This window comes from Streptomyces sp. NPDC058001 (genome assembly GCF_042886315.1).
In the GTDB taxonomy this organism is placed as follows: domain Bacteria; phylum Actinomycetota; class Actinomycetes; order Streptomycetales; family Streptomycetaceae; genus Streptomyces.
In genome coordinates, this window is record NZ_JBHVQT010000007.1 from 315,641 (window position 1) to 327,978 (window position 12,338).

Genomic DNA, 12,338 nt, shown 5'->3' on the forward strand with positions numbered 1-12,338 from the left:
CGACCGCGTCGACAGCCGGCAGGTACGGCGGACGGAGGCGCCGCGATGAACCGCAGGGTGGTCGTCACCGGCCTGGGCGCCGTCACACCGCTGGGCAACGACGCGCCGAGCACCTGGCAGGGGCTGGCCGAAGGGCGCAGCGGAGTCGGTCAGTTGACCTCGATCGACACCACCGGCTTCGACGTGACCATCGCGGGCGAGGTCAAGGACTTCAAGCTCTCCGATGCCGTGCCCCACGAGGTCGGCCTGCGCCATCTGCTGCGGTCGGGCACCTTCGGCGTGGGCGCGGCCTGGGAGGCACTGCGCGACGCGGGGGTCGACAAGGGGACGTACGACGGCGCGGACATGGGCGTGGCCACGGGCACGAGCGTGGACCGGCCGGACCTCCAGTGGCTGGTGGATGTCGGGGCGCTGCGCGACGAGACCGGCCGCGACGACGCGTTCGTCCCCTACGCGCCCTCGGACGCGCTGGCCTACAGCCAGAACATCGGCACCGCGGCGATGGCCCGGATGTTGGACGCGACCGGCCCGATGCTGGGTCTGTCCACCGCCTGCTCGGGCTCCGGGCACGCCATCGGAGAAGCCTTCCGCAGCATCCAGGAGGGCGACGCGACGCTGATGCTCGCGGGCGGCCACGACTCGCTGACGTCCTGGCTCGACCTGGTGGGCTTCAGCCTGCTGGGGGCCCTGACGAAGGAGTACAACGACGATCCGCAGCGGGCCAGCCGCCCCTTCGACGGCAAGCGGTCCGGGTTCGTGCTGGGAGAGGGCGGCGTCCTCCTCGTCCTGGAGGAACTGACGGCGGCCCGCGCCCGCGGGGCACACATCCACGCCGAGATCCTGGGCTACGGCACCAGCCTGAACGCCTGGCGGGTCACCGACTCGCCGCCGGACGGCAGCGGAGCCATCGAGTCCATGCAGGGCGCCATCGCGGATGCCGGTCTTGAACCGGCCGACATCGACTACGTCGTGGCGCACGGCACCAGCACCCACGGCAACGACCTGTCGGAGACCACGGCGATCAAGAAGGTGTTCGGCGACGACGCCCAGCGGCTGCTGGTCAGCTCACCGAAGTCGATGACCGGTCATCTCACCTCGGCGGGCGCCTCGTTGAGCGTGTTCACCGCGATCGGGGCGATCAACCACGGGCTGGTGCCGCCGACCATCAACCAGGAGACGCCCGACCGTCGGCTCGACCTCGACTTCGTCCCGAACACGGCGCGCGAGCGGGAGGTGCGGCACGCCCTCGTCAACGCGTTCGCCTTCGGCGGCACCAACGTCGGTCTGGTCGTGGGGCGTTACGAGGAGGGCACCGACGCGGCCACCGACATGGAGGAGCACCGATGAGCGGCACCGGACGCCAGATCGTCGTCAGTGGCATCGGCCTGCTGACCGCGCTGGGGGAAGGCCCCGAGGCCAACTGGAAGGCGCTGGTGGCCGGCGAGTCCGGGATCGGCCCGATCCGGGCCTACGACCCGTCGCCCCTTCAGACCCGGCTGGGCGGCGAGATCGCCGACTTCGACGCCACCCGGTTCGCCACCAGGCGCCAACTGCGCACCATCAACCGCGGCGACCGCCTCGCGCTGGCCGCCGCCCGGCTCGCCCTGGACGACGCGGGGCTGCCGCACAGCCAGGCCGGCGGCGCCGAACTCGGCCACCGGACCGGCCTGTACCTCGGCGGCAACAAGTCGATCGGCCGCATGGAGCAGCTGATCGACGAGCTGAAGGTGATCCGCCGCCCGGACGGCACGGCGGACCTGGCCCACCTCGGCCGGAAGGCCGACGTCATCATGCCGCCGCTGTTCTTCGTCGAAGGGTTGCAGCCCGGCGCGGTGTTCAACATCTCGCAGACGTACGGCATCCGGGGTGCCAGCACCTTCTTCGCGGGCTACGCCGACGCGGGTGCCCACGCGATCGGCCGGGCCATGCGCGCGGTGCGCCGCGGGGACGCGGACGTGGCGATCGCGGGCGGCTACGACGATGCCACCAGTTGGTGGTCGATGACGCTGCTCGACCGGCTCGGCGTACTGACCACCCGCAACGACCTGGGGCAGGAGGCGTACCGCCCCTACGACCGGGAGCGCGGCGGAGCGGTCCCCGGCGAAGGCGCCGCGCTGCTGGTGCTGGAGGAGAAGGAGGCGGCGCTCAGTCGCGGCGCCCGTATCTACGCCGAGCTGACCGGCTACGGCGCCGGCCACGACGCCCGTACCCCACCGACACCGGACGCCGAGGGCCGCGGCCTGTCCCGGGCGGTGCGGCACGCGCTGCGGGACGCCCGGCTGACCGCCGACGACCTCGGCTACATCGCGTCGGACGGCTCCGCGACCCGGCTCGGGGACACCTCCGAGAGCATCGCCCTGCGCACCGCGCTTGGCCCGGCCGCCCGATCGGTGCCGGTCAGCACCCCCAAGCCGCAGACCGGCCACCTCGTCGGCGGCGGCGGTGCGCTGAACGCCGCCGTGAGCGCGCTGGCCCTGCACCACGGCGTGGTGCCCGCGACGCTCAACCTCGACCACCCCGACCCGGTGTGCGATCTGGACCACGTCCGCGGCAGCGCCCGGGAGTCCAGGCCGTCCCATGCGATGGCGCTGGCCCGGGGCATCGAGGGGCAGGCCGTGGCGCTGACCCTGTCCAGGCCCACGTGAGCGGCCCAACGGCCCGTCCAGAGAAGGAAGCAGACGCATGACTGACGTTCCTGACCAGACCGTCGGCGTCGTGATCGCCTCAGTGGGTGCGATCACCTCGCACGGCGGTTCCGCCGAGGCCCTGTGGGACGGGGTGCGCGCGGGGCGGGTGGCGATCTCGCCCGTACACCGTCTGCCCATGGACGGCTACCAGACCACCGTGGGTGGCGAGATCACCGAACCCCGCGTCCCCGACTACGACTACGCTCCGGGCTCCGACATCCGTGATCTCTCCGTCGACTTCGCGCTTTCCGCCGCCGAGGAGGCCATGGCCGGCTCGGGCCTGCGGGTCGGCGCGGACATCCCGGCCGAGCGCTGGGGCGTCGCGTACGGCACCTGCCACGGCGGCTGGCGCAGCGCCGAACTCGCCCTGCGCGAGGTGCAGGAGGGCCGCACGCCCGACTGGCACCGCTACACGTTCGTACCGCCGCAGGCCGCCGCGGAGGCGCTGTCGGCCGCGTTCGGCCTCAAGGGTCCGGTACTCAGTGCCAACACGGCCTGCGCCTCCAGCGCGCACGCGCTCGCCCACGCCCTGGACGTGATCCGGGCGGGCCGGGCCGACGCGATGCTCGTCGGCGGCAGCGACGCCTTCACCGAGTCGGCGTTCGCCGGGTTCAGCAGCCTGGAGTCGCTCTCCGTACAGCCAGCGGCCCCCTACTCCAAGGACCGGTCGGGTCTGTCGCTGGGCGAGGGCAGCGGCATGCTCCTGCTGCTGTCGCGACAGGCGGCCGAGCGAACCGGTGCCCCGGTCGTCGCCGAGGTGCTGGGCTACGGCCTGTCCGCCGACGGCCACCACCCGACGGCGCCGCACCCCCAGGGCGAGGGCGCGGCGCGGGCGATCCGCGCGGCCCTCTCCTCATCGGGTCTGACCCCCGACGACGTCCGGTACGTCAACGGGCACGGCACCGGCACTCCGAAGAACGACGCGGCGGAGAGCAACGCGGTGCGTGCCGCGCTCGGCGAGGCCGCCGAGAAGACCTCACTGTCCAGCACCAAGTCGATGATCGGGCATCTGCTCGGCGCGGCCGGCGCGGTGGAGGGCATCGTCACGGTGCTGGCCCTGCGCGACCAGGTGGCGCCACCCACCGCGTCCTTCACCGGAGTGGATCCGCAGTGCGGTCTCGACCCGGTGGCGGGGACGGGCCGCCCGATGGTGCTGGACACCGCGCTGTCCAACAACTTCGGGTTCGCCGGTGCCAACGCCACCGTCGCCTTCGCCCGCCCCGGCGGCCCCGGTGCGCCGCCTCCGGCGGTCGGCCCGGACGAGGTCGTGGTGACCGGGTTCGGGGTGATCACCTCGGCCGGCGAGGGGGCCGAGGCGCTCTGGGAGGCGTACGCGGCCGGGCACCGGCAGGGTGTGCCGGAGGACGGACTGCGCCTGGCCCGGGTCGAGTTCGACCGTTCGGCGGCCGGCTCCGCCAAGGCGCGCCGGCGCATGGACCGGGTCTCCCAGCTCGCCGTCGCCGCGTGCCGGGCCGCCCTGGGCGCCGCGCGGGCGGACGGCGACGCGGATGCCGTCGCCGCGACCGGCGTGGTGGTCGGCACCGCGATCGGGCCGATGGAGAGCAGCGAACGGTTCACCGTCCCGGTGCTGTCCTCGGGTGCGCAGTCCGCGAACCCGGCGGTGTTCCCGGCCACCGTGTACAACGGCGCGGCCGGCCAGGTCGCGATGGCGCTGGGCACCAAGGGGCCGACGTCGACGCTGACGTCGGGGCACGCGGCGGGCGCCGCCGCCCTGGGTGTCGCGTACGACATGCTGCGCGCCGGGCGCGCCGAGCGCCTGCTGGTGCCGGCGGTGGAGGCGTTCTCACCGGGCACGCTGGACGCGTACCGCGGTATCCCGCTGTTCGGTTCGGCGGCCGGGCGCCGGTACACGCTCGCCGAGGCCGGCATCGCGCTGGTGCTGGAGCGCCGGGCGAGTGCCGAGCGGCGCGGCGCCCCGATCCACGCCGTGGTCCTGGGGCACGCGACCGCGTCGGACGCGTGCGGCATCGGCCGCTGGGACCCGTCGGGCGACGGCGTGGAGCGGGCGATGCGCGAGGCACTGCGCGGCGCCGGGCTCGGGCCGGACCAGATCTCGGCCGTCTGGGCGAACGCGGCGGGTCTCGCTGCCGCCGACCGACCCGAACAGGCCGCTGTGGAGCGGGTGTTCGACCTGGGCCGGGTGCGGTTCGAGGCTCCGAAGCGGGTGCTCGGCGAGCCGGCCGGCGCGGGTGCCCATCTGTCGGCGGTCCTCGCCGTCGGCGCCTGGCGCGAGGGCGGGGCGCACCGCCCGGTCCTGGTCAACAGCTCGTCCCTCGGCGGCACCCATACCTCGCTCGTCCTGTCCCCCGCCCCCCTGAACGGAACGGAGTCCGGCCGATGACCACGGCGTACGACGTGAAGATTCTCTCCACCGGCGGCTATGTGCCCGGTGATCCGCTGGACAACGGCACGCTGGAGAAATATGTCGGGCCACTCCCGGACGACGTCCTCGACGGCATCCAGGTCAAGACCCGGTACTGGATGATCGACCCGGCCACGGGCAAGCATGTGATCAACAACAGCCGGATGGCCGAGCGGGCATCCCGGCAGGCCCTGGAACGGGCCGGTGTGGAGCCCGGCGAAGTCGACCTGATCGTGGTGTGCACGGCGACGCCGGAGTACACGCTGCCCAACGTCGCCACCACCCTGCAGCACTATCTGGGCCTGGAGAGTGTGGCCGCGATCGAGATCCGCGGCGCCTGCGCCGGCTGGGTGCAGGCACTGGACCTGGCCCGGCGGCAGTTGGCCGACGGGACGGCGCGCACCGCCCTCGTGGTGGGCAGCGAGGCCGTCTCGCCCCTGATGGCGCCGCTCTTCCTGGACAAGGACCCGGCACGCGTGCGGATGCGGGACCGGCTGACGCTGTACACCTTCGGTGACGGCGCCGGAGCCGTGGTGCTGCGGGCCGAGCCCGCGGGGGAATCGGCGGGCGAACCGGCGGACGAGTTCGCCTTCGTCAACGCCTGCGTGGGTGGCCTGCGCAAGCCCGGCATGGAGATCATCGGCGGCGGTACGGATGTGTCGCAGGCGGAGCAGATGCGCCGGCGCCAGCTCATCCAGATGAAGATCGACGTGCCCGGCACCTCCACGTTCGGGCCGCAGGTGTTCGTCCGCGCGATCCAGGAGATGGCGCGGAAGGAGGGCCGGACGCTCGGGGAGTTCGACGCGATCGTGCTGCCGGAGGGGAACGCCGACTACTTCGCCGACGAGTACGAGGCCGCCGGACTGTCCGCCGAGGACAACCAGGCGCTCACCGGTCGGATCGTGGAGAACCTGGCCGATGTGGGGGCCACCGGTTCGGCCGCGGTGCCGCTGTCGCTGGACGCGGGCTGGACCTCGGGCCGTATCCGCCCCGGCCATCGGATCGTGCTGCTCGGCATCGAGGCCAGCCGGTACGTGTACACCGGGCTCTCGGTGACCTGGCGGGCACCGCTGCCGGCCTGAGCGACCGTCATCCCCTTCATCCCCTTAACCCCCTTCATCCCTGTCGTCAGACGCAATTCCAGGAGGCATCAAGTGGCACTGCAACAACGCACGTTGGGGAAGCCCGGACTGGACGTCACCGCCCAGGGCCTCGGTTGCATGGGCATGACGTTCGGGTACGGCGACGCGGACGCGACCGAGGCGGTCGCCACCATCCACCGGGCACTCGAACTCGGTGTCACCCTGCTGGACACCGCCGACATGTACGGCCCGCACACCAACGAGGAGCTGATCGGCCGCGCCGTCGCCGGGCGCCGCGACGAGGTGGTGCTCGCCTCCAAGGTGGGCAACGAGGTCGGCCCCGACGGCCAGTTGACGTGGCGGATCAACGGCCGCCCCGACTACATCCGCCGGGCGATCGAGGGCACCCTGCGCCGCCTGGGCACCGACCACCTCGACCTCTACTACCTGCACCGGGTCGACCCCGACGTCCCCGTGGAGGAGTCCTTCGGCGCGCTCGCCGATCTCGTGGCGGCCGGACTCGTCCGGCACCTGGGGATCTCCGAGGCGGCGCCCGCGACCATCCGGCGCGCCCACGCGGTGCATCCGCTGACCGCCGTACAGACCGAGTACTCCCTGTTCACCCGGGACGTCGAGGTCAACGGCGTGCTGGAGACCGTGCGCGATCTCGGCATCGGCTTCGTGGCCTACAGCCCGCTCGGCCGCGGCTTTCTGACCGGCACCATCCGCGGCACCTCGGACATCCCCGAGGGCCTCGACTTCCGGCGCATCGCACCCCGTTTCGAGGGCGAGAACATCCGCCGGAACCTGCCCGTCGTCGACCAGCTCAGCGATCTCGCCGCCGCGGCCGGCACCACCGTCACCCGCCTCGCCCTCGCCTGGGTGCTCTCCCGCGGCGAGGACGTCGTCGCCATCCCCGGCACCAAGCGGCGCACCTACCTGGAGGAGAACGTCTCCGCGAGCGACGTGCGGCTCTCCGACGAGGTCCTGGCGGCGATCGACTCCATCGCCCCGTACGGCATCACGGCCGGCGACCGGTACCCGGCAAGCGAGATGCCCCAGCTGACCCGCTGAGCCACTGACCCCCTGTTCCCCGAGCCATCCGCCCCGACCTCCGGGAGAAAGCCATGTCCGCAGCAACACCCCGTCCGATACGCCGGGTTCTCATCGCCGGCGGCGGGATCGGCGGTATCGCCACCGCACTGGCCCTGCAACAGCAGGGCATCGACTCCGTCGTCTTCGAACGCGCGCCCCAACTGCGCGACGGCGGCGCCGGACTGCACATCTTCACCAACGGCATGCTCGCCCTGGCCCACCTAGGGGTCGCCGACCAGGTCGCCAAGATCGCCCCCGCCCAGGACGTATGCCGCTTCGCGACCTCGAAGGGCCGGGTCATCGGCACCTACCCGGTGGGCGAGTTCGTCGAGCGCTACGGGCAGCCCACGGTCGCCATCGGCCGCTCCGACCTGCACGGCATCCTGCGTGACGCCGTGACCGCGCCCCTCGTCACCGGGGCCGAGGTCACCGGGTACACCGAGCACGCCGACGGGGTGAGCCTCCACTTCGCCGACGGCACCTCCGAGGACGGCGACCTGCTGATCGGCGCCGACGGCGTCCACTCCGCCGTGCGCGCCCGGCTGCTCGGCCCCCAACCGCCCGACTACACCGGCTACATAGCGTGGCGCGGCCACGCCAAGATGAGTCCCGAGGAGTTCCCGCCCGGCTCCTTCCAGGCCCTGTTCGGTCCCGGGACCCGCTTCACGTACTACGACATCGCCCTCGGCGTCGTGCACTGGATGAGTGTCGCCAACGGTCCCGCCGGCGGTCGCGACGAGGGGACGCCCGAGCAGACCCTGGAGATGCTGCGAGCCCGGCACGCCGGCTGGACCGATCCGGTGCGGCAGATCCTCGACGCCACCGTGCCGGAGAGCATCCTGCGCGGCGACGTGGTGGACCGCAAGCCCGACCCCGTCTGGGGACGGGGCCGGGTCACCCTGCTCGGCGACGCCGCGCACGCCGTCAGCTTCAACATCGGGCAGGGCGCCTGCCTGGCGGTCGAGGACGCCCTCGTCCTGGCCGAACGCCTCGCCACGCCCGGTGCCGGCGTCACCGAGGCGCTGCGTGCCTACGAGGCCGAGCGGCAGGAGCGCACCCGGCCGATGCAGCTGCTCGCGCACCGCATCGGCGTGATGGGCGCCCTGGAGAACCCGGCCGCCATCTGGCTGCGCGACCGGGTCCTGAAACTCGGCTGGGCCCGCACCATGCACACCACGGAACACGAACACGTCGCCTACGCCACGCGGTGGGCCTCGGACGCCGCCGCCACCGCGGTGTGAGCGCGCTCGTACACGCGCACGATGAGAGGACTGCTGTTGTGACCACTGCGACCACCACCGACCCGACGCGGACAGCGTGGGAAAGCACCGAGGAACGCAACAAGGCGACCATCCGGCGCGTCTTCGCCGAGTTCGTCAACCAGGGCGACTTCTCGCTCGTGGACGAGCTGTACCGGCCGGACGTCGTCGACCACGAGGGCCTGCCCGGCGCGCCCGAGGGCGCCGATGGCGTGAAGTACACCATCGCCGGACTGCGTGAGGCGTTCCCCGACTTCCACGTCACCATCGAGGACATCAGCGCACACGACGACCTGGTCGTCATCCACAACACCTGGCGCGGCACCCATCTCGGCGACCTGCTCGGCGTCGCGCCCACCGGCCGTACGTTCCTCTCCGTCGGCATCGTCATCTGGCGGTTCGACGAGGAGGGCAGGATCGCCGAGCGCTGGGCGCACGGAGTGGCGTCCAACTTGTTCGCCGCGCTCGGCATGCGGATGCTGGCGCCCCGCAAGGGCGGCCGGCGTGCCGTGGAGGGCGCCCGGTCCGTGCTGCGCACCGTGCCGCTGCTCAACGGCAAGCCCATGGCCTGGCACCGGCTCACCCAGGAGCTTCAGGGGCCGCGCCGGCGCGAGTACGAGGCGTCCCGGCGGCGGCTGGGCATCACCCACGAGGTACTCCGCATCGACCCGCGGCCCGACCGGGACCATGTGATCGTGCACTTCGAGACCACGGACCCGGAGCGGACCAGGAGGCGCTGGGCGGAGTCGAAGGACCCCTTCGACCTGTGGCTGCGCGAGCAGATCCTCGACATCCACGGCGAGGATCCCTGGGCAGGCCCCGCCACTTCCTCCGAGTCGATCGGCCTCACCTGGACGGCGCCGCCGCGACTCACCCCGGGCCGCCCCGACGGATCCCGCTGACCGGCACACGGTCCGCCGACCAGGGTTCGAGCCGTATTCCAGACCCGGTCGGCAGACTGGATCATCAAGCGCCCCCGCCCTCCAGAACTGATCAGCGGGGTCGTCCGGACCGATGGGCCCGCGCCGCAATTCCCCCGCCGGCGCGGGCCTGTCATGTGTCATCAGGACGTCAGCGCATCAGCGCCTCGATGTCCGGGACAAGGTCCGCCGGCGGTGGCATGCGGGCGATGGCCATGCCCAGACGGGCGGCCGTGGGCAGCACCCGACCGCCGTTGACCAGCTCGGCGATGTGGAAACGCAGCCGCAGCATGCTGGGGTCGCCCGCCAACTCGTCGTCGGAGAGGCAACGGCCGATGCCGGCCTGCTCCAGGCGCGCCCCGGCCCGCCGCTCCCGCTCCCCCGCCGGCAGCACCAGTTGGGAGACTCCGAACCGGGCAGCCGCGTACACGACGCCCTCGTCCCCGCCGTGCACGACGACGACGCAGCCGGGCAGCAGCAGGCTCCAGGGGTGGTCGTCGCCGGTCAGTACGAGGAGTTGCAGGCCGAGGCTTTCGGCGCCCTCGGCGACACGTTGGAAGAGCCGCGCGCGGCGCCGGTCCTCGGGCCGGGTCCCGGTCGGCACCCCGGCGATGCAGACGCGCGGCAGCAGCGGCAGCCCGGCGGGCCGGGGCACCGGCTTCCCGGGTAACTCGTAGGCGTCACAGCGCACATGCCAGGCACCGGGCTCCGGTCGTGCCCGCAGCGGCGGCGGACAGGGGTCGATCCAGACGGTCGGCCGCGGCGACAACGGCGGCTGGGCATACGGAAGATAGCCAACGGTGGGCACTCCGGACATGGCCGCCATGGCGGTCGAGTCGGGGCACAGCGGATCGTGGACCACCAGGTCGGGCCGCCAGGCCCGGCTGAACTGGTGCGGATCGGCCAGCACCGGGACCAGTCCGGCCCGAGCCACGCGGTAGCGGGCTCGGGCCGGACAGCAGAAGCGGACCTCGTTACCGGCCGCCTGCAACGCCCTGGCGAGCAACACCAGGCGCAGCACGGCCGGCATGCCGAGGCCCGCCGAGAACAGCACACGCACGACTCCTCCCCGCGCAGTCACCCGGTGAAGCGGTCGAGCACCCGCCCGGTCCCGGCGTCGACGTCCAGCGCCGGATCGCTGCCGAGCACGGCCCGCTGCAGACGCTGAAGACGCTGTGAGGGCTCGATGCCCAGCTCCTCCACGAGGTGGGTACGCAGGTTCTGGAACACATCGAGCGCCGCGGAGGGGCGCCCGGCCCGGTAGAAGGCCACCATGGACTGGGCGTGCAGGGCCTCGTGAAGCGGGTGCCGGGCGGTCAACGCGGTGAGTTCGGTGAGCAGTTCGGCATGGCGGCCGAGCCGGAGTTCGACGTCGTTGCGGCGCTCCAGCATCCCGAGCCGGCTCTCCTCAAGCCGCATCGCCTCGATCTCCAGGAGCGGCCCGGTGCGTACGTCGACCAGGGCCGGGCCCCGCCACAGGCCGAGGGCCTCCCGGAACAGCTCCGCGGCCTGCTGGTGGTCGCCCCGGTCGAAGGCGCGCTGGCCGAGGGAGGACAGCCGGTCGTACTCGTGCACGTCGATGCTGCCCGGCTCGGCGTGCAGGAGATATCCCCCGTGCCGGGTCAGCAGCAGTTCCTTGGAGCCGCCGGGCTCTCCGTCCAGCGCGTTCTCCATGCAGCGGCGGAGCTGGAGGATGTACGTCTGCAGCGTGGTGAGCGCGCTGCGCGGCGGGGCGTCACCCCAGATCTCCTCCATCAGCGCGGAGACCGGCAGCACCTGGTTGGCGTAGATGGCGAGAAGGGTCAGGATCTGCCGCGGCTTCGCCGCCGTGGGAAGGATCGGAACGCCCCTCAGCTCGGCGTCCAAAGACCCCAGAACGAAGATTCGCATGCGGCCCCCCTTGTCTCTGTCGTCGGACCTCGAACGTCCCATGCGGCCCGCCGCCCGGACAGTGCGTCACTCCTTCTCTGCCGGGTGTCTCCGTCCCGCTCAGGGCGTGACCGATTCATAGTCCGCCGGGCAGGCCGCCGATCGGTCGAAGGGCGGCCCGGACATGGGGGAGGCCCCGCGTGTCCTCAGGGCACGCGGGGCCTCCGGTCCGGCGGGGGGAGGAGAGCCGGACCCTCGGTGGCTCAGTCGGTGGCTCAGCCGGTGGCTCAGTCGGTGGCGAGCGCGGGACGGCCGTACAGGGCGAGGCAGTCCTCGTAGGCCGGCAGGAGCCCCTTGGCCAGCGCCTCCTCAGCGGTGGGCGCGGCCAGGTCGTCGTCGGTCATCACCGGCGCCTCGGTGAGCCCCCAGGGCAGGGCGAGAGCGGGGTCGAGTGCGCTGACCGTGTAGACGGTGTCCGCCGTGTACGGCCGGGAGCTGTGACAGGTGACGACCGTGTCATCCTGGAGGGCGAGCCAGGCGTGGCCGAGGCCCTCGGAGACGAACACGCCGGACGGGCTGCGGTGGTCCAGCCAGACCGTCTCGTACCGGCCGTAGTCCGGGGACCCGACGCGCAGGTCCACCACGACATGGACGGCGGCGCCCCGCACACAGCCGAACAGCCTGGCACGGCTGTCCGGGCCCGTGGTGCCGTGGATGCCGCGCAGCACCCGGCGCCGCGCGAGGGACAGATCGCTGTACCGGATCGCGAAGGGCCGTCCGACCGCTTCCTCGACAAGGTCCTGGCGGAACACCTCGTAGCGGACCACGACGTCGTCCCCGACAGCCCGCGGCGAGACCAGGAACACGTCCGGGAGGGCGAGTTCGCTGATTTCCAGGCCACTGAGATCCATGCCGACGACGGTAGGCGCCGCTGCTCAAGACCGGCTGGAGCGATGCGTGCATCGTCCCCGGACATGCCTCAAGGCCCTCTCCAGCCGCAGGCGATCGGGGTGCAGGAGGGTCATGGTCCGATCCCGCGCACG

10 protein-coding genes are annotated in these 12,338 nt (G+C 72.6%); 7 read left to right on the forward strand and 3 right to left on the reverse strand.

Annotated elements, in window-relative coordinates:
- The first annotated feature begins 45 nt into the window (after positions 1-45).
- From ACFVT5_RS19475 to ACFVT5_RS19505, 7 genes are all read left to right on the forward strand, one after another.
- On the forward strand, positions 46-1,347 hold the full coding sequence (locus ACFVT5_RS19475) for a beta-ketoacyl-[acyl-carrier-protein] synthase family protein (protein ID WP_389888930.1): 1,302 nt from the start codon (positions 46-48) through the stop codon (positions 1,345-1,347).
- A complete protein-coding gene (locus ACFVT5_RS19480; RefSeq protein WP_389888933.1) occupies positions 1,344-2,645 on the forward strand; it encodes a beta-ketoacyl-[acyl-carrier-protein] synthase family protein in 1,302 nt (433 codons plus the stop codon). Before ACFVT5_RS19475 ends, ACFVT5_RS19480 begins: the two co-directional genes overlap by 4 nt.
- A gap of 37 nt (positions 2,646-2,682) precedes the next feature.
- Positions 2,683-5,049 (forward strand): beta-ketoacyl synthase N-terminal-like domain-containing protein, encoded by a 2,367-nt coding sequence (locus ACFVT5_RS19485; protein ID WP_389888936.1) that lies wholly within the window; start codon positions 2,683-2,685, stop codon positions 5,047-5,049.
- Entirely contained in the window at positions 5,046-6,152 is a 1,107-nt protein-coding gene (locus ACFVT5_RS19490; RefSeq protein ID WP_389888939.1) for a 3-oxoacyl-ACP synthase III family protein, read from the forward strand. Before ACFVT5_RS19485 ends, ACFVT5_RS19490 begins: the two co-directional genes overlap by 4 nt.
- A gap of 78 nt (positions 6,153-6,230) precedes the next feature.
- Positions 6,231-7,226 carry an aldo/keto reductase gene (locus ACFVT5_RS19495; protein WP_389889443.1) on the forward strand — a complete coding sequence of 332 codons (996 nt, stop codon included), beginning with the start codon at positions 6,231-6,233 and terminating at the stop codon, positions 7,224-7,226.
- 53 nt (positions 7,227-7,279) lie between these two features.
- Complete coding sequence (locus tag ACFVT5_RS19500; RefSeq protein WP_389888942.1) at positions 7,280-8,488, forward strand: FAD-dependent monooxygenase; 1,209 nt, start codon at positions 7,280-7,282, stop codon at positions 8,486-8,488.
- Positions 8,489-8,526: 38 nt separating this feature from the next.
- Positions 8,527-9,408 carry an ester cyclase gene (locus ACFVT5_RS19505; RefSeq protein ID WP_389888945.1) on the forward strand — a complete coding sequence of 294 codons (882 nt, stop codon included), beginning with the start codon at positions 8,527-8,529 and terminating at the stop codon, positions 9,406-9,408.
- Between the two features lie 169 nt (positions 9,409-9,577).
- Here the strand turns inward: ACFVT5_RS19505 and ACFVT5_RS19510 are convergent, their stop codons facing one another.
- The 3 genes from ACFVT5_RS19510 to ACFVT5_RS19520 all read right to left on the reverse strand — a co-directional run bounded on the left by ACFVT5_RS19510 (position 9,578) and on the right by ACFVT5_RS19520 (position 12,206).
- Positions 9,578-10,486: a glycosyltransferase gene (locus ACFVT5_RS19510; protein ID WP_389888948.1), complete on the reverse strand. Its 909-nt coding sequence runs from the start codon at positions 10,484-10,486 to the stop codon at positions 9,578-9,580.
- 17 nt (positions 10,487-10,503) lie between these two features.
- Positions 10,504-11,316 (reverse strand): BTAD domain-containing putative transcriptional regulator, encoded by an 813-nt coding sequence (locus ACFVT5_RS19515; RefSeq protein WP_389888951.1) that lies wholly within the window; start codon positions 11,314-11,316, stop codon positions 10,504-10,506.
- 266 nt (positions 11,317-11,582) lie between these two features.
- Complete coding sequence (locus ACFVT5_RS19520) at positions 11,583-12,206, reverse strand: dTDP-4-dehydrorhamnose 3,5-epimerase family protein (protein ID WP_389888954.1); 624 nt, start codon at positions 12,204-12,206, stop codon at positions 11,583-11,585.
- Positions 12,207-12,338 lie beyond the last annotated feature (132 nt).